This window comes from Rothia sp. HMSC08A08 (genome assembly GCF_001808385.1).
GTDB classification, from domain to species: domain Bacteria; phylum Actinomycetota; class Actinomycetes; order Actinomycetales; family Micrococcaceae; genus Rothia; species Rothia dentocariosa.
On sequence record NZ_KV793068.1, the window covers coordinates 60,159 to 83,932 of the forward strand.

The 23,774-nt window shown below is 52.2% G+C and carries 25 protein-coding genes; 17 read left to right on the forward strand and 8 right to left on the reverse strand.

Features of this window, described 5'->3' with window-relative positions; translation table 11 throughout:
• Nucleotides 1-43: 43 nt before the first annotated feature.
• Together dnaN and dnaA are read right to left on the reverse strand one after the other, a co-directional pair.
• Nucleotides 44-1,171, reverse strand: a complete 1,128-nt coding sequence (gene dnaN, locus HMPREF3164_RS05230) for a DNA polymerase III subunit beta (RefSeq protein WP_048752405.1) — start codon at nucleotides 1,169-1,171, stop codon at nucleotides 44-46.
• A gap of 614 nt (nucleotides 1,172-1,785) precedes the next feature.
• Nucleotides 1,786-3,447: a chromosomal replication initiator protein DnaA gene (dnaA, locus tag HMPREF3164_RS05235; RefSeq protein ID WP_070449416.1), complete on the reverse strand. Its 1,662-nt coding sequence runs from the start codon at nucleotides 3,445-3,447 to the stop codon at nucleotides 1,786-1,788.
• Nucleotides 3,448-3,891: 444 nt separating this feature from the next.
• Here dnaA and rpmH point away from each other — a divergent pair, with 444 nt between their 5' ends.
• The 8 genes from rpmH to HMPREF3164_RS05275 all read left to right on the forward strand — a co-directional run bounded on the left by rpmH (nucleotide 3,892) and on the right by HMPREF3164_RS05275 (nucleotide 10,254).
• Nucleotides 3,892-4,029 (forward strand): 50S ribosomal protein L34, encoded by a 138-nt coding sequence (rpmH, locus tag HMPREF3164_RS05240; RefSeq protein ID WP_004005930.1) that lies wholly within the window; start codon nucleotides 3,892-3,894, stop codon nucleotides 4,027-4,029.
• Between the two features lie 64 nt (nucleotides 4,030-4,093).
• Entirely contained in the window at nucleotides 4,094-4,498 is a 405-nt protein-coding gene (rnpA, locus tag HMPREF3164_RS05245) for a ribonuclease P protein component (protein WP_048752402.1), read from the forward strand.
• The gene (gene yidD, locus HMPREF3164_RS05250; RefSeq protein WP_048752400.1) at nucleotides 4,479-4,925 is read left to right on the forward strand and encodes a membrane protein insertion efficiency factor YidD; all 447 of its coding nucleotides are present in this window, start codon (nucleotides 4,479-4,481) and stop codon (nucleotides 4,923-4,925) included. Before rnpA ends, yidD begins: the two co-directional genes overlap by 20 nt.
• 54 nt (nucleotides 4,926-4,979) lie before the next feature.
• The gene (gene yidC / locus HMPREF3164_RS05255; RefSeq protein ID WP_070449419.1) at nucleotides 4,980-6,008 is read left to right on the forward strand and encodes a membrane protein insertase YidC; all 1,029 of its coding nucleotides are present in this window, start codon (nucleotides 4,980-4,982) and stop codon (nucleotides 6,006-6,008) included.
• Between the two features lie 29 nt (nucleotides 6,009-6,037).
• Nucleotides 6,038-6,592 carry a Jag family protein gene (locus HMPREF3164_RS05260; protein WP_004005934.1) on the forward strand — a complete coding sequence of 185 codons (555 nt, stop codon included), beginning with the start codon at nucleotides 6,038-6,040 and terminating at the stop codon, nucleotides 6,590-6,592.
• Entirely contained in the window at nucleotides 6,593-7,225 is a 633-nt protein-coding gene (gene rsmG / locus HMPREF3164_RS05265) for a 16S rRNA (guanine(527)-N(7))-methyltransferase RsmG (RefSeq protein WP_070449421.1), read from the forward strand.
• Nucleotides 7,226-7,734: 509 nt separating this feature from the next.
• Nucleotides 7,735-8,571: a ParA family protein gene (locus HMPREF3164_RS05270; protein ID WP_004005936.1), complete on the forward strand. Its 837-nt coding sequence runs from the start codon at nucleotides 7,735-7,737 to the stop codon at nucleotides 8,569-8,571.
• 210 nt (nucleotides 8,572-8,781) lie between these two features.
• The gene (locus HMPREF3164_RS05275) at nucleotides 8,782-10,254 is read left to right on the forward strand and encodes a ParB/RepB/Spo0J family partition protein (RefSeq protein ID WP_070449423.1); all 1,473 of its coding nucleotides are present in this window, start codon (nucleotides 8,782-8,784) and stop codon (nucleotides 10,252-10,254) included.
• A 592-nt stretch (nucleotides 10,255-10,846) separates the two neighbouring features.
• On the opposite strand, the gene trxA is transcribed toward HMPREF3164_RS05275, so the two are convergent.
• From trxA to HMPREF3164_RS05300, 5 genes are all read right to left on the reverse strand, one after another.
• Nucleotides 10,847-11,173 carry a thioredoxin gene (gene trxA, locus HMPREF3164_RS05280; RefSeq protein ID WP_048755435.1) on the reverse strand — a complete coding sequence of 109 codons (327 nt, stop codon included), beginning with the start codon at nucleotides 11,171-11,173 and terminating at the stop codon, nucleotides 10,847-10,849.
• A gap of 15 nt (nucleotides 11,174-11,188) precedes the next feature.
• Nucleotides 11,189-12,232 (reverse strand): thioredoxin-disulfide reductase, encoded by a 1,044-nt coding sequence (gene trxB / locus HMPREF3164_RS05285; RefSeq protein ID WP_070449425.1) that lies wholly within the window; start codon nucleotides 12,230-12,232, stop codon nucleotides 11,189-11,191.
• A gap of 247 nt (nucleotides 12,233-12,479) precedes the next feature.
• Nucleotides 12,480-13,715 (reverse strand): serine/threonine protein kinase, encoded by a 1,236-nt coding sequence (locus HMPREF3164_RS05290; protein ID WP_070449426.1) that lies wholly within the window; start codon nucleotides 13,713-13,715, stop codon nucleotides 12,480-12,482.
• A gap of 90 nt (nucleotides 13,716-13,805) precedes the next feature.
• Nucleotides 13,806-15,491, reverse strand: coding sequence for a murein biosynthesis integral membrane protein MurJ (gene murJ / locus HMPREF3164_RS05295; RefSeq protein WP_048752390.1), 1,686 nt, complete (start codon nucleotides 15,489-15,491; stop codon nucleotides 13,806-13,808).
• Nucleotides 15,492-15,512: 21 nt separating this feature from the next.
• A complete protein-coding gene (locus HMPREF3164_RS05300) occupies nucleotides 15,513-16,013 on the reverse strand; it encodes an NUDIX hydrolase (protein ID WP_070449428.1) in 501 nt (166 codons plus the stop codon).
• Nucleotides 16,014-16,115: 102 nt separating this feature from the next.
• Here HMPREF3164_RS05300 and HMPREF3164_RS05305 point away from each other — a divergent pair, with 102 nt between their 5' ends.
• From HMPREF3164_RS05305 to rplI, 7 genes are all read left to right on the forward strand, one after another.
• A complete protein-coding gene (locus HMPREF3164_RS05305; protein WP_070449429.1) occupies nucleotides 16,116-17,540 on the forward strand; it encodes a CCA tRNA nucleotidyltransferase in 1,425 nt (474 codons plus the stop codon).
• Between the two features lie 160 nt (nucleotides 17,541-17,700).
• Nucleotides 17,701-18,069 carry a TM2 domain-containing protein gene (locus HMPREF3164_RS05310; RefSeq protein ID WP_141744107.1) on the forward strand — a complete coding sequence of 123 codons (369 nt, stop codon included), beginning with the start codon at nucleotides 17,701-17,703 and terminating at the stop codon, nucleotides 18,067-18,069.
• Between the two features lie 221 nt (nucleotides 18,070-18,290).
• Nucleotides 18,291-18,653 (forward strand): TM2 domain-containing protein, encoded by a 363-nt coding sequence (locus tag HMPREF3164_RS05315; protein ID WP_048755440.1) that lies wholly within the window; start codon nucleotides 18,291-18,293, stop codon nucleotides 18,651-18,653.
• A gap of 225 nt (nucleotides 18,654-18,878) precedes the next feature.
• Nucleotides 18,879-19,181 (forward strand): 30S ribosomal protein S6, encoded by a 303-nt coding sequence (rpsF, locus tag HMPREF3164_RS05320; RefSeq protein ID WP_004005946.1) that lies wholly within the window; start codon nucleotides 18,879-18,881, stop codon nucleotides 19,179-19,181.
• 85 nt (nucleotides 19,182-19,266) lie between these two features.
• On the forward strand, nucleotides 19,267-19,917 hold the full coding sequence (locus HMPREF3164_RS05325) for a single-stranded DNA-binding protein (RefSeq protein WP_004005947.1): 651 nt from the start codon (nucleotides 19,267-19,269) through the stop codon (nucleotides 19,915-19,917).
• Between the two features lie 88 nt (nucleotides 19,918-20,005).
• Nucleotides 20,006-20,242, forward strand: a complete 237-nt coding sequence (gene rpsR, locus HMPREF3164_RS05330) for a 30S ribosomal protein S18 (RefSeq protein WP_004005948.1) — start codon at nucleotides 20,006-20,008, stop codon at nucleotides 20,240-20,242.
• A gap of 23 nt (nucleotides 20,243-20,265) precedes the next feature.
• Nucleotides 20,266-20,718: a 50S ribosomal protein L9 gene (gene rplI, locus HMPREF3164_RS05335; RefSeq protein ID WP_004005949.1), complete on the forward strand. Its 453-nt coding sequence runs from the start codon at nucleotides 20,266-20,268 to the stop codon at nucleotides 20,716-20,718.
• Between the two features lie 139 nt (nucleotides 20,719-20,857).
• Here the strand turns inward: rplI and HMPREF3164_RS05340 are convergent, their stop codons facing one another.
• Entirely contained in the window at nucleotides 20,858-21,700 is an 843-nt protein-coding gene (locus HMPREF3164_RS05340) for an alpha/beta fold hydrolase (protein WP_239664812.1), read from the reverse strand.
• Between the two features lie 477 nt (nucleotides 21,701-22,177).
• Between HMPREF3164_RS05340 and HMPREF3164_RS05345 the strand changes: the two genes are divergently transcribed.
• Nucleotides 22,178-23,218, forward strand: a complete 1,041-nt coding sequence (locus HMPREF3164_RS05345; RefSeq protein ID WP_004005951.1) for an ABC transporter ATP-binding protein — start codon at nucleotides 22,178-22,180, stop codon at nucleotides 23,216-23,218.
• Nucleotides 23,219-23,774: ABC transporter permease subunit (locus tag HMPREF3164_RS05350; protein WP_371326220.1), on the forward strand; the 556-nt coding region annotated here is incomplete at its 3' end. It lies immediately after the preceding gene.

Here is a 23,774-nt window from a genome sequence, read left to right on the forward strand (position 1 = left end):
ATGATTATTCTAATTTTCTATGCCCCGGCGCCGAAACGCACAATTAGTTAGCGGGCAGGCGAATCGGCTGAACCAGGTAACGGTAGCTAAGATCTTCTTCACTCAGCGGTTCATCCTGACCAGAGAGCACGGCAGGTTTAGGAGCCTCAGTGAAGGAGAAACGTACAAAATCGGTATCAAAGGCTCCCAATCCCTCCGAAAGGTACGTGGGGTTGTATGCCACCGTAATTTCGTGACCGTCCAGCTGCGCGGGCATCGATTCGGATGCGCGAGCCTCATCACCGCGCCCGGCATCGATCGAAACCTGTCCGTCTTCGGTGAACTGAAGGCGCAGGGGAGTGTTACGTTCCGCCACGAGGGAAATACGGCGCGCCGCCTCCGCCAAATCTGATGTACGGACCACGGCATGAACTGCGGTTTCGGTTGGGAAGAGGGCACGAAGATTCGGGTACTGACCGTCCATGAGAACACTCGTAGTTCGGCGGGATCCTGCGGAGAAACCGATAAGATCGCCATTTTCAGGAAGTGCGATAGAAAGCTCTCCCGAGCTTGAGAGGGTACGCCCCACCTCGGTCATGGTTTTGGCCTTGAGCAGAACCGCAGCCTCAATTTCAGGGTTCTCAGGATTCCAGGTAATTTCGCGCATCGCCAGGCGGTACCGGTCGGTAGCAAGAAGAGTCATGGTTGAACCGGAGATTTCCAGGCGAATACCGGTAAGCAACGGTAAAGTTTCGTCTTTGGAAACTGCGATCTGAACCTGGGAGACAGCCTTAGCGAATTCCGCGCCATCAACGGTACCGGAGATCTGCGGTAGTTCGGGAAGCTCCGGATAGTCCGCCACCGGCATACCCGCTAACTGGAACTTTGCGGAACGACAGGTCATAAAGATTGTGGAGTCATTAGCAACGAACTCAACATCTGCATTAGGCAGCGAGCGGCAAATTTCGGCAAGCATCTTACCCGGTACTAAACAGGTTCCTTCCTGCTCTACCGACGCCTCGATCGTCTGCTTAGCACTGATTTCATGATCGAAGCTCGAAATAGAAACCTCACCACTTTCAGCTTTGATGAGAAGGCCGTTGAGCACGGGAGAGGTGGGACGAAGAGGTAGCGAGCGCGCGGTCCAACCAACCGCCTCGGCAAGTACGTCACGTTCAACGGTAAATTTCATCAAAGAGCCTTTCGGTGATGAAGCAAACGGGTTTGAAAAACAACGATGATGAGCTCACGGATGCGTATGGAATTGAGAACCCTACATCGTGCGTGTGTAGTTTATGCAAAACTGCATAATCCATCCTACCGGATACAGGTTCGTCAAGGAGAGGCTACGGGATAGTTCCGCTCAGAGGGTTTAGAAAATTTTGTAATTACATCTTTAGGAAGGTAGATCATGCAGTACAGCTTCAGAAGGTTATGAAAATTGTAATTACAAAATCTGGTGCTGTTGTCTCATTACCGTAGTCAAGACAGTTGGGTATTGCGTTCAATTGGACCTGCGTGGGTGCGCTTTATGTTATGTGAGGGTGTTTTCTTTAAAGTACAGTAATGTTAATAACCCCTGTGGATATCGTGGAAAAACCAGAGTTTCCCTGTAAAATCAAGGAAATCATCTGTGGATATTAAGTGGACAAAAATTAGCGTTTCTGAGGATGTATTGTGTATGGATATTTATACATCTACTTTCGTCCACACATCATGAATAATCATGCACTTAATATCCACTTAACGCCCCGGTTTAACACACACGTTATCCACAGGCTGTTTAAACCTTGAAATTCCGGGGAACTACCGACTTTCACGCTGATCCTGCTTGATTTTGTTCGTCAAATCGGTGACCTGGTTAAAGGTAGTGCGTCGTTCGGCCATTTGTGCTCCCACCTTCCGTACCGCGTGCATAACCGTGGTGTGGTCGCGGCCGCCTAATTCCTGCCCGATGCGCGGCAATGACATATCTGTGAGCTCACGCAGTAAGTACATGGCAATCTGACGTGCATTTGTAAGGGTTCGAGTGCGGGACTTTGACCGTAAATCTTCTAAAGTCACATCGAAATAGGAAGCCGTAGTCGCCAGCACTTGCCCCGAGGTAATTTCGGTGTCGCCCGCATCTGTAATGAGATCCTTGAGCACAACTTCGGCTAAAGCAACATCGACGGGCTGCTTATTGAGCGAGGCGAATGCCGTTACACGAATGAGCGCGCCCTCCAACTCGCGGATATTCGCCGTAATATGCGATGCAATATACTCCATCACATCATCGGGAACGTTGAGCGATTCACTCTGTGCCTTCTTGCGCAAAATAGCGATACGAGTCTCCAACTCGGGAGGCTGAACATCGGTAATCAGACCCCACTCAAAGCGCGAACGCATACGTTCGGCAAATCCAGTGAGCTGTTTTGGTGGCAGATCAGAAGTAATCACAACCTGCTTTTGGTGATTATGCAGGGCATTGAAAGTATGGAAGAACTCTTCCTGCGTATGTTCTTTACCCGCCAAAAACTGGATATCGTCAATCAGAAGCATATCGACATTGCGATAAATCTGCTTGAAAGATGATCCCTCATCGTCACGAATCGAATTGATGAAATCGTTCGTGAACTCCTCAGAATTTACGTACCGCACGCGCAAGCTCGGGAAAAGATGCTTGGCATAGTGCCCAATCGCGTGCAGGAGGTGGGTTTTACCCAGCCCCGAATCGCCATAAATAAAGAGGGGATTATAGGCTTGGGCGGGGGACTCTGAAACAGCAAATGCTGCGGCGTGTGCAAAGCGGTTAGACTGACCAATCACAAAAGTATCAAAGGTGTAATTTGGGTTCAGACGTGCCGAAGAATCCCAACCGGAATCCGAAGAAACAGCGGTATGAGTATCTGCGGTTTGGGAAGAAATGTCCTCAGTCTCTGCAGGAGAAGAAATCGGCTGAGCGGGAATGGCAGAGTCCACATGCTGCGGCGTGTGTACTTCGGAAAAATCGGTGGGGGAGGGGGAAGAACTCTGCGGGCGCTCGGCGAAGATGGCGGGATCAACCGGTGACGCTGTCGGTGCATCGGCAACGGGCACATCCGCAGTTTGATGAGGCGGTACAGGGGTGTGGAGCTCGGCCTCAACCTCATGAAGCGGGGGCATAGGAGAATCGTCTTCGATCTGCGGTATCGAAGGCGAAACCGTCTGAGATGTTTGCGCAAGCGATTCATCAATCGTGAAAGCCTCTGATACACCGGGGCCAAAAACGGTGGTCAGAGCCTGTTGGAAGGGGGCCTTGAGCTGAGACTGAAAAATATTGCGGGTTAGTTCGCTGGGAACGGCAATCAGAAGAACGGTTCCCACGAAAGCCTGAGGCTGCGCAAGACTCACAAAACCACGCAGACGCTGAGAGACCTCAGGATTCGCTTGCAGAATGCTTATGACCTGTTCCCAGCGTTCCTGAAGCTGCGTGTGCTCAGCGTTCATCAGTGATTCCCCTCGTAAAGATGACAAAGATATGTACCGATTCTACCGTAGGTTATACACATCATAAACAGCTTATCCACAGGAGTTATACACAATGTGGAAAAATTGTGTCTTTCCTGAGGATAACCGGTTGAAAAATTCTTGAATTTCGTTATTTTTCCTTGATATATCAAGGAAATTAAGTGTATAACAAGGATGTGGAAAACTGTGGATATGATGTTTTGAAGACCCGTTGAGAACACCTGTGGATAGTCTAATCCCCACAACCTGGGGATAACTCGGGGTTATGTGCGGGGCGGATTAACTTGCTTTGCAGCATAGACTCTTCTAGAGTTGTTCTGTTGTATGTGTACCGCCTACCTCGAAGTGTCGAGGTACCATCGGGCACGAAAAAGCTTAGAAATCCTAGCCAGCGGGTAGGATTTTGTGTCCAAGGAGATAAGTATGAGTAAACGTACTTTCCAGCCGAATAACCGCCGTCGTGCGAAGAAACACGGTTTCCGTCTTCGTATGCGTACTCGTGCCGGTCGTTCTATCCTGTCGAACCGTCGTTCCAAGGGTCGTTCCAAGCTTTCGGCATAAAGAACTCAGCAAAACCCGCTAACGCATTCGTGTTAGCGGGTTTTCCACTACAGGGAAGGAAAACGTGCTGCCAATCCAGCACCGGATGCGCACCAGCTCCCAATTTTCCGCGACTTTTCGTTCCGGTACCCGCTCAGGGCGCCGGAACTTAGTTGTATATACGGCTCAAAAACCCGGAAATACAACCAGGATAGGTTTCATTGTGTCAAAAGCCGTTGGAAATGCTGTGACTCGTAACCGTGTTAAACGGCGTTTGCGTGAACTCGCTGCCGCAACCGTTAGCACCTACCCGCAGGGACTGTATATTGCCGTGCGGGCGCTTCCCGCATCCGCTGGAGCGAACTGGGAAGAATTGCGCGCAGACTATCGAGGTGCCCTAGAATCCTCTCTGAAAAAACTTGACCGTCAAGATCAACACTGCAATGTTGAAAACCGTGGGGGAGGGGACTATGAACCATCGTCGATGTGATGAGCGTTTTCACCCTCATCACAGCAGCACACATCATCCCCACACACATCAGCTTGATCCCGATGAATGCCTCGCACAAGCGCCCCATGAGTTTGTGCATCCGGTATCTTTTCTGCATGCGGTCTATACCCTGCCGCAGAATATTCTGATTGGGCTTATTAAGGCTTATCGTAAAGTCGTATCCCCACTCTATGGGGATGTGTGCCGGTATTATCCGACCTGCTCCGCCTACGGGTTGGAAGCGGTCACCACTCACGGAGCCCTCGGCGGTCTCAGCTTAACCGTGCGGCGCATTCTGCGGTGTAATCCCTGGGCAACCGGCGGAGTCGATCCCGTCCCGCCCGGAAAACGGACCTTTGCTTCCGGTCAGGAACCTAAAATTATGCTCCTGAACCATCCCCTAGAAACTCACTCGAACAACCACTAACGGTTGTCGAGATTCCTACGAAGACTTAGCCGAGTCATAAGGAGAAAAACTCCCGTGAACATTTTTGACATGATCCTTTGGCCCTTTAAATTGGCCGTGTCTGCGGTGCTGTGGTTCTTCCACACGATCTTTACCAGTATTGGTATGGATCCGTCCTCAGGTCTGACCTGGGTGCTGTGCATTATCTGTCTGACTCTCGTGATGCGTGCCGTAACCATTCCCCTATTTATGCGCCAAATTAAATCGATGCGCGGTATGAACGCCATGCAGGGTGATATTGCAAAGCTGCAGGCCAAATACAAAGGTAAGAAAGATCAGCTTTCCCGCCAGGCGATGGCACAGGAGCAGATGGCGCTGTACAAAAAACACGGCACCAACCCGTTTGCCTCCTGCCTGCCGATTATTGCCCAGATGCCTATCTTCTTCGGTTTGTACCAGGTGCTCATGGGAGTTTCCGGGGCGGCAGCAGCGAATGAAGGCATCCTTATGCTTCCTGCCGATCTGGTGAAACAGTTCAGTGAAGCCCACATTTTCGGTGCCCCCATTTTCTCGACCATGATGAACCCCGGCAACGGCAATCATGCCGCCACCGTTGCCCAGGCCATCATCATGATTCTGCTCATGAGCGGTACCCAATTCTTCATTCAGAAACAGCTCAGTGCCAAGAACATTTCCGAGGCAGCTAAAAGCTCCCCGATGTTCCGTCAGCAGCAGATGATGATGTACATTTTCCCCATTATTTTCGCGGTGACGGGCATTAACTTCCCTCTTGGTGTGATGTACTACTGGACCGTCTCAAACTTCTGGGCACTGGGCCAGCAGTGGTGGGTGATCCGCAATAACCCCACCCCCGGTTCCCAGGCTGAGAAGGAACTCAACGAACGCCGCGCCGCTAAAGGTCTGCCCCCCGTTGGGAAAACCAAAGAACAGCACGAAAAAGAGCTTGAGGAGGCGCGTGAGCGTGCTGCCGCGGGTCAGCGTCAGCAGCCCATGAGTAAGAAACGCCAGAAACAGCAGCAGCGTAAAGGTGGCGGGCAGAACAATTCGGGCAATAAAAACTCGAATAAGCCGAAACTCAACTAAACACAGCATCGATAAATTCAAGGAAAACCATGACTGAAATATTTGAAGAAACCGCAGAATCGCCAAGCACCGCATCGGAAACTGAGGCTGTCGAAGAAATCGACGAAATCAGCATGATTGAGGAAGAAGGGGATATAGCCGCTGACTACCTCGAAGAACTTCTCGATATCGTTGATCTTGACGGAGATATTGATATTGAGGTGCGCAACCAGCGCATCTATCTCTCGGTGGTCAATGATGACGATGGGAATGAAGATCTGCGCCACCTTGTCGGTCGCCGCGGTGAGGTCTTAGACGCTCTGCAGGAACTCGTGCGCCTGTCGGTTCTGGCCGCCAGCGGCAACCGTTCGCGTCTTATTCTCGATATTGCGGGTTACCGTGCACAACGTCGAGAACAGCTCACCGAAATAGCCCTCGACGCCGTCGAGAAGGTGCGTGCCTCCGGCGAAGATTTCCACCTGAAACCACTGGGCGCCTATGAACGCAAGGTTGTACACGATGTGGTTGCTGAGCAGGGACTCTACAGCGAATCCGAAGGCGAAGGCACACGTCGCCATGTGGTGATTTCCCTTCCGGAGGCGTAAATGACGGTTCCTTGTGAAGGTCAAGACCTTGTAGCCGCCACCGCAATTTTTGGTGATCGTCTTCCTCTGGCACAGCGCTATGTGGAACATTTGGCGACGACGGGGATTGAGCGCGGGCTCATTGGTCCGCGCGAAGTACCGCGGCTGTGGGCTCGTCACGTGCTCAACTGTGCCGCCGTGCAGGAATATATCGCCGAAGGCGCATCCGTGGCGGATGTAGGCTCTGGAGCGGGTCTGCCGGGGCTTTGTCTGGCTATTGCCCGCCTCGATCTATCAATCACGCTCATAGAGCCTCTGGAACGCCGTGTGATATGGCTTCATGAAGTGGTTGAGGATCTAGGCCTTGAGAATGTAAAAATTCTGCGCTCGCGTGCCGAGCAGGCTGTCGGGCAGGTTGAAGCCGATGTGGTGACTGCTCGCGCCGTATCTGCGCTGGTGGGTCTTGTGGATATTACCCTGCCGATTTTGCGCGGTACCGGTGAGCTTCTGGCTCTCAAAGGGCGTTCTGCACGGGAGGAAATCAAGAAGGCTAAGAAGAAACTCAACCGTTTCGGGGCTCGCGAGACTGAAATCCTGACGGCGGGGGAGGGGCTGCTGGATGAGCCCACAACCGTTGTGCGAGTTACACTCTAGTCTCGATAAACTCTGAAGCTGCGAGCTTCATAGGGGTTGAAGGTACATTCTCAGATGTATCTTCAACCCTTTTCTTATGCTCGTTGCCTGATAGCGGAGAAAGAAAGAGTTTGTGGTACGCAAGAGATGAAAAGGAACTTTCGGCGTAGGCACCGTAGTTTTTCGTGAATGTGGAATATTAAAAATGAGTAGTAGAACTTGTATAAATTTTCCTGGCTGAGAGGTTGATAATCGGTTCATGATGCTGTGCTGAGAGTGAATACTTGGGGGGTGAAATCATAAATTTTCGTGAAAAAATACGAATCCTAGACAACTTGTCGAGGGTGTACGTGGTATATCGCTGTTTTGACAGGTAATCTTAAAGAGGAACGCGCAGACCGGAGACAGCATCGGTGTTTCACGTGAAACATCCTTGATGCTCTTTATTCAATGTTTCACGTGAAACATGGTGTGCGTATCTTTATCTGGCGAAAGACACATCAACCATCAGCATCAGGCGCGGAGGATATATGACGATCACCCCCGGTGGCTCGACGCCGCCTTTACTGCCCAAGCCCCCACATACACGCGTCTTTACCATCTCGAATCAGAAGGGTGGAGTCGGTAAAACGAGTACCGCCGTGAACATTGCGGCCGCCCTTGCAGAAGCGGGAATGAACGTTTTGGTCATTGATAATGACCCCCAGGGAAATGCTTCGACGGCTCTCGGTATTGAGCATGGCGTGGAGCTTCCTAGTACTTATAACACCCTGATTGACGATACTCCGCTTTCCGATATTGTGCAGGAGTGCCCTGATCTCGATAATCTGTGGTGCGCGCCCGCGAATATAGACCTTGCCGGGGCAGAGATTGAACTTGTTTCGGTCGTGGCACGTGAAAAACGCCTCAAAAACGCTCTGGAGGACTATACTGAGTGGCGTGCCCAGCAGGGGATGGGACGGCTCGACTACGTATTTATCGACTGTCCGCCAAGTTTGGGACTGCTAACCGTTAATGCTTTTGTGGCGGCAGAGGAAATCCTGATTCCTATTCAGTGTGAATACTATGCCCTGGAAGGTTTGAGCCAGCTGCTCAAGAACATTCAGATGATTCAGAAACATCTGAATTCCAATCTAGAGATTAGTACGATTCTGCTGACCATGTACGACGGGCGTACCAATCTTGCATATCAGGTAGCGGAAGAGGTACGGGAACATTTCCCAAAGGAAACTCTCCAGACCAAGATTCCGCGTTCTGTACGCATTTCGGAGGCACCGAGCTACCAGCAGACCGTTATTAGCTATGATCCAACGTCTACCGGTGCTCAGGCCTATCGTGAGGCGGCGCAGGAAATTGCGCGCCGCTAAGAGGAATACGGAGCATATGGATGTTCTGGAATATCGGCATATCAGGATTGGTAATGACTCCGATATTCTCCATAAATAAACTTTTTGAGTTTTATATCTAGGGAAATACCGAATTTTCTGAGCGCAGATTTTACGGTGCTGCAAGGTTCATATGAAGTGTAATCGGCATGCATGAGAGCGGTAGGAAATTTGGTGTGAGGAAGGAAAAACATGGCAGAGAAGCGACGGGGTCTCGGAAGGGGACTGGGTGCTCTCATTCCCAATAATACGACGCCTGTTGTGACTGCTTCCGATGTTGCTGAGAAAGAGGCGGAGAAGAAGGTAGCGGAGACTCGCAAACCTCAGCAGGAGGAACAAGCCGCCGCATCCTCGGCAAAACGCCCGAAGACTCGCAACGTAAAGCCGGAGCCGCAGAAAAAATCTGCCCCGAAAAAGGAACCGTCTGCGACAACGAAACGGACAGAACAGCAAGAGAACCGCATCTCTTCGTCGCAAAAAGCTACGGATCCGAAACCTCAGAAATCTTCTGCTGAGACTCGGAAACCTTCTGGTTCATCGAAGCCGCAAAAGGTTTCTGCGATTAAGATGCCTAGTCTTAAAGCCCCTGCCGTGAAAGCGGGGGAGAAAAAAGAAGAGAACGTACACGTCTCATCTGTTTCTTTGTCCGCATCGCAGCCTGTGCAGAAATCAGATGTTTCACGTGAAACGTTGTCTCAGCCTCGCGAAGTTCAGAAGAAGAAACCTCGTATGGATATGGGTGCGGCACTTCGCAATACGACGTTAACACGCCGCCCGGTAGATTTCTTCTTTGGTGAAGAAACGAAGGAAGCTGAGGAAGAAGGTAACAGCAACCTCGTACCCGTTCCTGGAGCTCAGTTCGCAGAAATCAAAGTTTCTGATATTCACCCAAACCGCAAACAGCCTCGCGTTGATTTTGATGAACAAGACATGGCTGAGCTCATCCATTCGGTTCGCGAGATTGGTGTTCTGCAGCCTATTGTGGTGCGCCCTTCACGCGAGAAAAATGCCGAAAAATATGAGTTAGTGATGGGCGAGCGGCGTTGGCGCGCAACCCAGGCTGCGGGTCTAGAAACTATCCCCGCCATTATCCGTGACACGCAAGATATTGATCTGCTTCGAGACGCCCTGCTGGAAAACCTGCATCGTAGCCAGCTGAATCCCATTGAAGAGGCGGCTGCATATCAGCAGCTTATGGAAGATTTCAGTACCACCCAAGAGCAGCTTGCAAAGCGTATTGGGCGCTCTCGCCCACAGATCTCAAACACGATTCGTTTGCTCAGGTTGCCTCCTCTCGTACAGCGCAGGGTAGCGGCAGGCGTTATCGCTGCCGGGCATGCGCGTGCCCTGCTGACTTTAACCGATCAGGCAAAGATAGAGACCATTGCTCAGAAGATCGTGAATGAAGGGCTTTCTGTGCGTGCCGTTGAGGAGCTTGTTGCCCATGCGAGCGAAGCTCCGGCAGATAAAGAGCGGAAAACCCCGCAGCCACAGAAGCATCACGAGCGATTGGACTATATAGCGGATGCGTTCGCCGATAAACTGGATACCTCGGTTAAGATTTCGCTCGGTGCTCGTAAGGGCAAGATGACTATTGAGTTTGCTAATGTCGAGGATCTCAACCGCATTATTCGGGTTCTGGATTCTGATTTCAAAGGTTCTTAGTTCATACGATAGCTTAGAACCCTTCCTCACATAATCTACTGGGGGTGGTGATGTTTCACGTGAAACATCACCACCCCCAGCCTTGTATAAAGTGTGTATATCTGGTGTATTGAGCTTCGTGGGCGTTTTTACCTGCTGTCTGACATTGTTTCCGGATAAGAAGAGCTCACAGAGGTCTGGAGCATGTGTGAAAACGGTAGGTATACGAGTCTTTGCGGGACCTACAGCGGTGTATATAGCAGAGCAGGGGAGTGGCACGAGGACTAATAACACGAACTCCGAGCTGAAGGTAATTGTAAGCCTGCGCTTCCTTTTTGGATATTGAGGATTACAAGGGTATTTATCGAGACAGGCTAAAATCCTACGTTTTCGACACTATGAAATGGTTACAGGAAGAACTATGCCGAAGTCATACAGACATTCACGGATAGTATCTTCATAAGATATTCTTATCTAAAATACAACCTCAAAAAGTATATAAAGTGTTTGTAGCCCTGTAAACGAAGCAGGTATAAAGATAGAAAGTGTGGATGTTTCACGTGAAACATCCACACCTTCTATGGGTTTTTGAGGATGAAGGCTTGAAGAAAACCTACTTGATGTATTCCTCAAAATCAGCGATGAGTGCCTGTTTGGGACGAGCGCCTACGCTCTTCTTTACAACCTGCCCATCTTTGAAAAGGTAGATCGCGGGGATAGAAGTAATGCCGTATTCCATAGCGGTGTCGCCGCTCTCTTCGACATTGACCTTCACGACATCGACCTTCTCGCCATATTCGGCGGCGATTTCATCAAGAACCGGAGCGACCATGCGGCAAGGACCGCACCACTCGGCCCAGAAATCAACGATCACCGGTTTGGAATTTTCCAGAACCTCAGCCTTAAAAGTGGCATCGGTTACTGCTTTTGCATTGCTCATATCTGTTTCTCCTGACTAAAGGTTTTCGAGGTAGTGCTGTGCGTCGAGTGCTGCTACCGCACCCGAACCGGCGGCGATAATCGCCTGACGGTAGGTTGGATCAATGACGTCGCCCGCGGCGAAAACACCGGGCAGAGAGGTTTTTGACGAGCGTCCCTGAACCGCAATCGTGTTCTGATCGGTAATCTCCAGCTGATCCTTAACCATCTCGATACGCGGATCAGAACCGATAGCAATGAACAGTCCGTCGAGCCTCATATCGCGGGTAGCGCCAGTAACGGTATCGGTCAGAACGACCTCTTCCAGCTTGGAATCGCCGTGAATCTCGCTCACTACGGAATTCCAGAGAACTTCAATCTTGGGGTTGTCGAAAACGCGCTGCTGCATAATATCGGATGCGCGCAAAGAGTCACGGCGGTGGATCAGATAGACCTTGGATGCGTAGGTGGTGAGGAAGAGTGCTTCTTCCAGAGCAGAATCGCCGCCGCCTACCACCGCGATTTCTTTATCTTTGAAGAAGAAGCCATCGCAGGTTGCGCACCACGAGACGCCGTAGCCAGAAAGTGTATCTTCACCTTCAACACCCAGCTTGCGGTACTGCGAACCGGTTGAAATAATAACGGTTTTCGCCAGGTGCACGGAACCGTCGGAGAGAATAACCTTCTTAATATCGCCGTCGAGCTCCAACTTTTCGACATCTTGGTAGCGAATATCCGTGCCGAAGCGCTCCGCCTGGGCACCGAAATTGGTCATGAGTTCGGGTCCCTGAATGCCCTGCACAAAACCGGGGAAATTCTCGACTTCGGTTGTAGTCATGAGAGCGCCGCCGGGGGAGAGGGAGCTTGCGAAGAGTACCGGCTCAAGGTTGGCACGCGCCGCGTAGACGGCGGCAGTGTACCCGGCAGAGCCGGAACCCACGATAATAACGTTGTGGACCTTCTGATCGCCCTCAGAGGCCGTTTCTTGGGCTTTTTCTTGGGGGGTAGAGGATGCGGCAAGGTTCAGACCGCCGAGAGCGGCGCCTCCGAACAGATTGCCCAATGTATTTTCAGTGCTCATTCTTCTCTTCCTCAATTTTCTGCTGATAGTCGCTCAACGCAACAGTATCCCCAATTATTCCATTCTGGGGGCGGCTAATCCATATTGACTGGGGTCGAAGCCGGGTACCGAAGAAAAATGTGACATTTTATGTTCAGGGTTGCACCCGACGGAGAATACTGGGCGGAAGCTTTGAGAGAGTGAGATCGAGGCAAAATAAATGGCGCATCCCCATGTATGAGGATGCGCCACTCGTTGAGGCTATACGCTACTCGGCCTTAATCTCGCCAATGCGCAGACCGTAGCTGTACCCTGCGATAGGCTGTGAGAGCTTGGGTGCTTCATCGAAGGAGATGATGATGTAGCCGCCCTTATCGGCAGACTGCTTGTCCTTATCCAGCTCAACCGTGACGTCCTGCCCAGAGAAGCTTCCCTTGCCAACTTCGGTAGCACCGCTCATCGAGGCTTGGTTATTGGTGTATACGGTGAAGGAACCGCCGGAACCGCCTGTCTGCTGAATAGTTAGTTTAGAGACAACCGTGGGAGATTCCAGTTTAGCGGCAAGCCCGAATTCCTTGACAACACCACCGAAGGCGGGACTGCCAAAACCATAGCTGGACCAGGTGGTTGAGGGGCTACCATCGGTCAGTGCGGGAAGACCGGAGTCCATATCCGCCATAAAGTTAGGGTTGCTCGGCACCAGACGCGATACGGAGGTAACCTTTACTGGCACATTGGAGGCGCTGGGAGATGCCGACGGGGAGGCTTCCTCAGATTCCGTAGACCCTGCCGTAGCGCTTGCGCTTGTCGAGGCGTTCTTGCCTTTAACCGGATTCGATGCGTGATTCGACCCCAGGCCGGTCAGTGTGGTGAGCACGCCACCGGCAACAATGACCAATAGAAGCACGGCGGCGAAGGCAATAGCCCAGGTTCCGCGGTTTGTACCCTCGTCTTCGTCGTCTTCATAGACGCCGTCATCGTTCGGTCCGGAGACCATAGGTGCAACGTTCATCGAGGGGATCTGTGAGACCTCCCAGGCCTTTACGGCGCTGATAGCGGAGGTTTCGGAACCCACCATTGGAATGTTCTCGTAAGTTTGCGGTGCGGCACCGGTAAGGCTATCACCGAAGATTTCGGCCCCGAGTGCCTCATCAGGGTTGCCGTCGGGAGAGACCGAGGGGTTGTCGGTCAGTAGGGTGTCAAGCAAAACATCCGGGCGGCTGTATGAGGTCACCAGGTATTTATTGCCTTCGGGGGCGATTCCCATATCGAGAATCTGAATGTTGTAGCGGCTATTGACCGCCAGCGCCCGCGAATTCTTCTCCAAGAGGTGGCTGCGCACGGGAGAAGCCACCACCACCGAAACCTTACGGTTCAGAATCTGATCCTTACCTTCGAGGATCATATCTGATTCGGCGGTGATGATAATCTGTGCGGTGATTTCGTAACGGCCACCCAAAACGGTTCCGACCGGAATCTGCTGCGACAAGTTCTCTCCCGTCATGTATTTTCTCGCCTATAGTTTAGTAGGCTCTTCCAAAGATTTTACCCGGATTACGCCAGATACGGTGTTTTTAGCGGTTTGCGGGCTGGTTTAAGATTCGTTTGAGGCCCCTCGCCGTGCGAGCGCTTTTACCTTGCCTGCAATGGGTGCGAAGAGAGCATCTGCCTCACGCACGCGGAAAATCTTGAGCATCACCACATAGCTGAAGAGCATGGTGAGACCACAGATTATAAGGGTTATAACCGCTGAAATTTTTGATGCCCAGGCGAAGCCATCAAGATTGTATCCGCCCAATACCCACAATACGGCGGCGGCAATAACTCCCGCAAAACATGCCGCGAGGGTAGTACGAGCGTACATGTTGATAATACGCTTCTGCCCATAATACCCAAGTCTGCGGCGAATTTCGTAGTGGCTGATGGCGACCACGAAGAGGTTCTGCACCGGGAAAATCAGGGAGAGCGCATACACGGTGTAGCGCGGGTCAAGCAGGGAGGCAACCCCACTCATAATGACCATAACAATCGCGGCGTAGAACTGAATGAGGAAGGGGGTGCGCGCATTCTCTCGGGCATAGAGAACGCGCCCGTAGAGGAAGGATATGGTCAGTGCGGGGGTTCCCAATGCGGTAATAGCAATGAGGCGCCCAATGACGGTTGCCGCAACCGGATCTCCGCCGCTAAAGAGCACCGCCACGGGACCGGCGAGGACGATAAGTGCGAGCGCACAGAAAACGGTGGCAATACCGGCGGTACGCATACCGTGTGAAAGGGCGTGAATGACGCTGTCGCTATCGTCCGCAATGGCGGAGGAACTCATGCGGTTAAAGAGCACGGTAGCGATGGAAATGCCGATCACGCCGTGGGGGAGTGAGTAGAGCATCGAGGCGTAGTTCATTGCCTGCAGACCGGGAATCTGAATACCCATATCGGCATACTGGGCGCGGGCGCTCACCACGGATGCGGCAACCCGCGTCATATACATATACGACAGGTTAGAGACCGCACCCGCGGCAAGGGTCCAAATCGCCAGACGAGATGCTTCCCGCAGTCCGATACCGCGCCAGCCAAAGTCCGGCTTGAGCCGCAGCCCCAGCTTCCTGAGCGGGATAAAGAGAACGATAGCCTGCAACGCCACACCCAGAGTTGCCGATCCGGCAAGGAAGATCGTCTGCATCGACGTCCAGCTTTCGACCGAGTGGCGTGGCGGATTGATGGTTGTATCCTGCGCCCCGAAGGTGAAAATAAAGATAAAGAGCGCAGCGATAGCAACGACGTTATTGAGCACGGGCGCCCACATGAAAGCCCCGAAGGCCTCTTTCGCGTTGAGTACCTGCCCAATGACCGTATAAAGCCCGTAGAAGAAGATTTGCGGCAAACACCAGAACGAGAATATATACCCGAGTTCTTTCTGCTCTGGCGTCCATGTAGAGCCCATGACGTTGATAATAGGGATGGCGCACGCCAGCGTAATCGCTGTAATCAGACCGATGGCCGTCACCGTAATGGTCACGAGCTTGGAAATATACCGTTCGCCGCCGTCTTGGGCTTTAGCGGCTTTGATAATCTGCGGCACGAGCACGGCGTTGAACACACCACCGGCGACCAACACGTAGATGAGGTTGGGGAGCGTATTTGCGGTCTCGAAGACGTCACCTACGGTCGAGAGGGCACCCAGTGCCACCGTGAGAAGGATTGCCTTAAGGAACCCTAGAACACGGGATACGAGCGTTCCCGCCGCCATAATGGCGCTTGAGCGTGCATCGGTACGTGCCAACTTCTTCTCCTGGTTGTGACGTTAGAGCTGGGTATTAATATACTCTCGTGCAATATCTGCGATGCGCCGTTCATTAGCGAAAGAGAGTTTCTGGCTAAGCTCTGCCAGGGGTACCCACGCAACATCGACTGCTTCATGATCGGGGTCATGCTCAATGGTTAGGCGGCCTCCGGTAGCACAAAAAAGGTAGTGATGTACCGTTTTATGAATGCGCTGCCCACTAGACGTAAACCAGTAGTCGATATACCCGAGGGTAGCAACAATGTAACCGGTAATTCCGGTTTCTTCGGCTATTTCTCGCTGAGCTGTTTCTATCAGATTTTCATGACCTTCAACGTGTCCCTTAGGTAGACACCATTCGAGCTGTCTGTTGCGGTTATAGCGCGCAATGATTGCCACAGGCAGGTCGGGACTATCAAAATTAATCATGAGCCCTCCCGAAGAGACCTCTTCAAGCGCAGGCACCGGAAGCTGGGGCGCGAAGGGGCGCATTTTGGGTGCGCGCGGTACGGGAAAACTCATAGTTCTACCTTATCCGATGCGGCGCTATTTTGGGCTATGGTGCGGCTGATAGGAGCCCTCTAATATGCTCTTGCCGCTAATATCTGGCAGGATTAAGAGACTATGTCGCAAAAACTTGATGTGCTCTCAAAATATCCGGATGCTGTTGAACTCGGCGAACTCTACCGCCAGGCGGGTTTTGATCTCTATCTAGTCGGTGGTCTGGTGCGTGATGAACTACGCAATACCCCCGGCGAGTTTACCGATTTTGATATGACTACGAACGCCACCCCCGCCCAGAGCAAGCAGATTTTGAGCGCCTGGGGAGAGCATATCTGGGATATCGGCAAAGAATACGGCACTATCAGCGCCCGCAAAAACGGCGCTGTTTACGAGGTAACGACCTACCGCGCCGAAGTGTACGTTGCTGATTCCCGCAAACCCACGGTGGAATTCGGCACCGATCTGAAGGCTGACCTAATACGGCGCGACTTCACCATCAACGCCATGGCTGCTGCGCTGCCTTCGGGGGAAATCGTGGATCTTTTCCACGGCACTAAAGATTTAGCAGAGGGCGTTTTGCGAACCCCGCGCTCGCCTCAAGAATCCTTTTCCGAAGATCCTCTTCGTATGATGCGCGCGGCACGGTTTGCTGCTCGGTTCAATCTCACTGTAGCGCCGGAAGTATCCGAAGCGATGCGGCAGATGGCATCGCGCATCGAGATTATTTCGGCGGAACGGGTGCGCGACGAACTCATCAAACTCATCTGTGCAGATTACCCGCGCGTGGGCCTGAACTTGCTCGTAGAAACCGGGCTTGCGGACTATGTGCTCCCGGAGCTGCCCGCCCTGCGCATGGAAATGGACCCTTCACACCACCATAAAGACGTTTATGAGCACTCGCTCAAAGTTATGGAACAGGCGATCGAGAAGGAAACTGACGCTGACGGTCCCTGCCCCGCGCCCGATTTTGTGCTGCGTTTCGCATCGCTTCTACACGACATTGGCAAACCCAAAACCCGCAGATTCGAGAAAGACGGCTCGGTATCTTTTCTGCAGCACGATGTGGTTGGCGCGCGCATGGTCAAAAAACGGATGCGCGCCCTACGCTTTGATAACGACACCATCAAGGCGGTGGCGCGCCTCGTGGAGCTTCATATGCGCTTCTACGGCTACCGTGAGGCCGGGTGGACCGACTCGGCAGTACGTCGATATGTGCGGGACGCAGGGGAGCAGCTGCAGCGTCTCCACAGGCTTTCTCGGTCGGATGTCACCACGCGCAATAAGCGCATGGCGCGCTCGCTGGCGCAGGCATACGATGATTTGGAGCGGCGTATTGATGAGCTTGCAGCCCAAGAAGAGCTGGATGCGATGCGCCCTGAACTGGATGGCGAACAGATTATGGCGGTGCTGGGCATCGGTCCTGGGCCTCTTGTGGGGCAGGCGTATAAATTCCTGCTGAACCTGCGTTTGGATGAGGGTGAACTTGGTGAAGAAGAAGCGACCCGCCGTCTGCTTGTGTGGTGGCAGGAGCACGGAGAGCCCTAAATCCCCATAATACGGCGGAATACTGCGGAAAAGAGTATGACGGAGACTACGGTGTATAAGGTTCACTAAATGCCTCTGTGAAGCTAAATTGACGTGTAGGATGGTACTCAGCGGCAGCGTTCGCCGCGCACGAATACACATTCACCGAAAGGGCATTACTATGTCTGATAACTCTGCCTTTAATCCGGCTTCTAACCCCGCATTCAACGGTTCTCAACCTCACGGACAGCCCATACAACCTATTGCCGTAGCACCGGTCATGATGGTGCAGCAACCCAAATCCATGGCGGTGGCATATCTGCTGTGGTTTTTCCTAGGTTCCCCTGGTATTCACAAGTTTTATCTGAACCAAACGGGTCAAGGGATTCTATACCTGTGTTTATTCCTTACTGGCTGGGCAACTGTTTGGTTTCTTATCGGGATAATTCCTCTTGTAATTTTGGGCATATTGCTCATCATTGATATTTTCCTGATACCTGGCCGGGTGAACCAACTCAACGGTGTAACCCCCGTTGTCGTGAAGCAGTAACAGCCCATTATCACGATCCCACCGCGCATTGGAGAATCCCGCATCCTCACAGTCGAGGATGCGGGATTTTTGTCTGAACGAAGGTTGGTGCGGTGGGGGAGGGGAGGGCAGACTCCCACCGAATACACACCCCGTTCCCAGGGTTTGCGCATGTGAACTGTCTAAACTTGCAGTGAGCGCGTTATATACAGCGCGCTGAAACACTCACGAAGGAAGGAAATATGTCGCAACAGGTTTATGAACCTAAACTTTTCGCCCATGGAACCGTTCCGGGCAGCCGTACTTATGTGAACTCCGAACATGAACAATCGACCGTCGTCGTGATTCGCCCCAAATCTGTGATTCTCACCTATGTGCTGTGGCTTTTCCTCGGATGGTTAGGCATCCACAAGTTTTATCTGCGTCAGCCAATTCAGGGGCTGCTTTATCTGGCGCTCACCGGTATAACCAGCCTGCTGACGCCCATAGGTTTAGGTTGGATAACCGGTATTCCGCTAGGCCTTCTGCTCTTCAAAGACCTCTTCACGAATATCCTTCGAGTCGCCATCCTCAACCTTCGGGACTCTTCGGTTCGTTACTACTAAAACCAGAATTTTTAGCGTTCAAGACTCTAGCTTCAGGATGCTCCCGTTACACCCACGCGGTGTGGCGGGCGCATCCTTCTCTTTGCTGGATTCTACCCTGTATTCTCGTGTAGTATAGAAGAATCTGTGTGTGCATCCTGAACAAGAGGATGCTGCACCGGGTGCCACATGAATCTCCTGCTATGGAAATCCCATAGCCGTTTAGCCCAAAGGAGGGGTTTAATCATGCGTGCATACGAACTGATGGTTATCCTCAACCCCGAGGTTGAGGACCGAGCGGTAGAGCCGTCTCTGTCGAAGTTCCTGGAAATCGTCACCAACGCTGGCGGTACCATCGACAACCTTGACATCTGGGGTCGCCGCCGTCTGGCATACGAGATCCAGAAGAAGTCCGAAGGTATCTATGCGGTTGTTAACTTCACCGCGAGCCCTGAGACCGCCGCTGAGCTCGACCGTGTTCTAAACCTGAACGAGTCCGTTATGCGTACCAAGATCATCCGTCCGGAGGATCAGAAGGTCAACAAGTAAGACTCTAAAACCGCGACCTGATTAAAATGTCAGGTTCCTATGGTTACCTAGAGTTATATACTTGAATCCATTCGAGGAGGCATCAATGGCAGGCGAAACCATTATCACTGTGGTCGGGAATCTCACCAGCGACCCTGAGTTGCGCTACACTCCCGCAGGTGCAGCGGTTGCAAACTTTACGATTGCATCTACCCCGCGTACCTACAACCGTCAAACCGGTCAGTGGGAAGACGGTGAGGCACTGTTCCTGCGTGCGTCTATTTGGCGCGACTACGCAGAGAACGTCGCAGAGACCCTGAAAAAGGGAACCCGTGTGATCGCCCAGGGTCGTTTGAAGTCTCGCTCGTATGAAACGAAGGAAGGCGAACGCCGTACCTCAATGGAGATCGAGCTCGATGAGATCGGTCCCGCTCTACGGTACGCTACCGCCCAGGTAACCCGTTCACAGCGCACCTCTGGAGGTAACTTCGGTGGTCAGCAGGGCGGCAACTTTGGCGGTAATAACTTCGGTAATAACCCCCAGCAGGGTGGTTTTAACAATTCCGCGCCGCAGCAGGGCTTCGCTCAGCAGCAGGGCGGAAACGGTTACTCCAGTAATGCCGGATTCGGTGGGGGAGCCCAACAGGCGCCCGCACAACCGGCACAGCAGCAGGCACCTGCAGCTGATCCGTGGACCTCGCAGTCCGGCGGAAACTACGATTGGGGTACCGGTGCCGATGATGAACCTCCGTTCTAAAGAAACGTTCCGTCTTCCTCAAACCAAACCATATATCAATCCATCCCGCGGTTAACGCCGCGGGCTCCCAACCTAAAGGAGCACCACGATGGCTAAGGCTGAAATCCGTAAGCCCAAACCTAAGCAGAACCCCCTGAAAGCTGCTGACGTCACCGTTATCGATTACAAAGACGTCGCCTTGCTACGCAAGTTCATCTCCGATCGCGGCAAGATCCGCGCTCGCCGCGTAACTGGCGTGACCGTTCAGGAACAGCGCAAGATCGCTCAGGCAATTAAGAATGCCCGTGAGGTTGCACTGCTTCCCTACTCCGGCGCTGGCCGCTAACGAGAAGGAGAGTAACAAGTACTATGGCTAAGATTATTCTGACTCAGGAAGTAACCGGTCTGGGTGCCGCTGGTGACATCGTCACCGTTAAGAACGGCTATGCACGTAACTACCTTCTTCCTCGCGGCTTTGCCGTTTCGTGGACCGTTGGCGGCGAGAAGCAGGTTGAATCTATCCGTGCGGCCCGTGCGGCCCGTGCGAAGGCCTCCCTGGAAGAAGCCCAGGAGACCGCAGCTAAGCTCTCTGCTCGCCCGATTGTAGTAGCACACAAGGCTGGTGCTGATGGTCGTCTCTTCGGCTCCGTTAAGGCAGATGCTATTGCTGACGCTATTGAAGAGGCAGGTCTCGGCACTATCGACAAGCGCACCATTCACCTCGGTTCCGCTATCAAGCGCACCGGTGAGTACCAGGTGACCGCTCGTCTGCATGAGGATGTTGTTGCCAACGTTACTCTGGACGTTGTAGCAGCCGCATAAGCAGGGCGTATTTAGACGCTGTGAGGGCGTCGCATTCCGACTGGGATGCGATGCCCTTTTCATATGTGGAGCCAATTATCCGTTTTACCCGAGAAGTGCGGGGTAGGGGAGGGGTATGTTTCACGTGAAACATTGCGTGTTACAGAGTACCGTCAATAAAATCTATGACCGCTTGGGTTACCTCTTCCAAATGCCCCTCGATCATATGACCACCCGTTTCGAAGATACATGTGGTGAGATTCGGGTATCGGTACATAGAACTCTGCACATGCCCTCGCGGCTGGGCAAAAGGCACAACTCGGTCATCTTGTGCATGGATCAGAAAAACGGGCGGTTCCAAGCTCTCAATGGGGTATTCCTCAAGATGGACCGCCATATCCGGGTTTGTGATAGCTGCGTCGATCTTGGCTCCCATACGTCGCTCCTGTAGGGGGAACATCCCATATATGGTGTGTGTGGGAAGCCCAAATAGAGGTTTGAAAAACGGAGACAGCAGCCACATGATGTAGTCATGGTTCAGAGCGGCAGGAGGCCCCATACGCGTGGGCAGCTTTCGTGGTTTTTCCTCCCAGGGCGGAGCAGAGCTGAGGAGAATAAGACCTGCGGTCCGTTCCGGATAATCCAGAGCGAAACGAAGAGCGGGGGTTCCTCCGGCAGAGGCGCCTAGCACATAGACCTGCTCAATATTGAGGATATCGAGGAGGGCCATCAGAGCCGCTGCCTGTTCTTTGGGACTCCCTTCACCTGCGACCGCGCTTCCGGGGTACCCAAAACGCGATGGAGCAATAATCCTGTAGTGTTTCGAGAGCTCCCTAACGTTCTCAAAGGCTTGGTCGTAGCCGCCATAGATACCGTGCAGAGACAGAATAACGGGAGGGTCGCTATATACTGAGGACGACCCGGTGGGCATAATATCGAGATATGCTATCTCTCCATAGCTGAGATGCGCCGTTTTGACCGGATACGACGCGAGTTCGTCCACAGCATCGTGGAGTGCCCGGCGGCATCGTATACCTTGAACACTTATGTAGGTTGTGGCAGCAAGCGCTGTACTACCAAGGAGGCACCTGCCCCACCGGACGTATCCTGCACGGTTTTTCTGTGGTTCCGGTGTACTGCTAGTCCTACGCATAGTTCCCTACCCCTTCGTATACGGTCTATTTTTAACTACAGTAATTTCACAGACGTGGGCGCACAACCCTAGGGGACGGGTATCAGGACTATTCTTGGAGATACTTCGATATAGTAGTATTTCTATCTCTATACGTTGGATAACTATATTTCTATAGGAATTTTCTTATAGACAGCATCAATGTTTCACGTGAAACGGTGTATGTAAAAAGATTGAGAAATAATAAAAATTCCGAAGGAACCTCAAAAATCCTATATTCTCCGAAGTGAGAACCGTAGACTGGACGTGATAGAGCAACCTTAAACTTCTTCAGAAGGGTAGATGTAGATGTTACAGGTTCAGAATCTTACTAAGATGTACGGTGATAAAACCGCCGTTAACGATATGTCTTTTATCGTTCCCGACGGTAAAGTCACCGGTTTCTTGGGTCCCAATGGGGCAGGTAAATCGACCACGATGCGCATGCTGGTCGGACTCCATAAGCCCACCTCGGGCGAAGCCCTTGTGGACGGCAAAAATTATCAGTCCCTTAAATCTCCGCTCCATACGGTAGGAGCCCTCCTTGACGGGAAATCGGTGCATCCGGGGCGCAGTGCACGCACGCACCTTATGTCTATTGCGCTTACCCATGGTATTTCGGCGAAACGTGTGGACGAAGTTATCGGCATGACCGGTCTTAGTCAGGTGGCTAAGCGGAAGGTTGGCGGTTTTTCCCTCGGTATGAACCAGCGTTTAGGTATTGCCTCAGCTATCTTGGGCGATCCCCATAACGTTATTTTGGACGAGCCGGTTAATGGTCTTGATCCCGAAGGTGTGGTGTGGGTTCGTCAGTTGGCAAAGTATTTGGCATCCGAAGGTCGGGCGGTGCTGATTTCTTCACACCTCATGAGCGAGATGGCGCAGACCGCTGACGACCTCATTATTATTGGGCGCGGTCGCCTGCTGGAACATACGTCTATTGATGAACTTATCTCGCGAGTAGGCGGTCATAAAGTTCTGGTTCGTACCGATGAACGTGACCTTTTCGCTTCACTCCTTGCGGAACGATCGCTTCCTTTCGAAGCAGTCGATACCGATGGTTTGTTGGTTTCGGCTGATGCTCGCGACCTGGGTGAACTCGCTTTGCGTGAGCAAATTTTGCTCTATGAGCTGGCGCCTCATGAAGCGACTCTTGAGGATGTTTACCTTGAAATTACACGTTCAGAGGTTGAATATGTCTCTGATAGTCTTCCAGGTGCTGGTGCCGTAGCCGCGGTTTCTTCGGTGCCGAATGCACCGGCAGCCGATCCTCAACTGCAACCGGTGACTAGTTCTCCAGAGCACAGCTTTATCGATGAAACCCAGCAGGGGAATGGGAGGAACATATAAATGAGTACTCAAACTTACGCTACTAAAAATGCGCCTGCACCGGTTGCTCATAATCTATCATTCCTGGGTGTGCTCCGCTCAGAATGGTTAAAGATGCGCTCCCTACGTTCTCAGCAGGTTCTCTTCATCATTACGGTAGTGCTGATTTTAGGACTCGCAATGCTGCTGGCTCCTGTTTTTAACGAACAATTGGCACAGTATGAGAAAGATGTGAGTACATCGCAGATTGTGAATGGGCAATCAGTCAACGGTTCCGAGATCATTGACCAGATGAAGAGCGCGTCGTATTCTATCGGAGTTGTAGGCGCTTCATTGGGAGGCATTATTCTTTCTTCCATGGCGACGGTATTTATTGCATCTGAATATGCCACGGGTGCTATGCAAACAAGTCAGTTAGCAGTACCGCGTCGTTCTCTTTTATATTCTGCTAAAGCCCTTGTGGTGACGGTGGTAGCTTTTGTCGTAGGAACCTTGAGTGGTATCTTGGCATTCTTCTTAGGCCAGATGATACTCACGGAAAAGCTACGAGTCTCTTTCGATGGTGAAGTACTTCGAA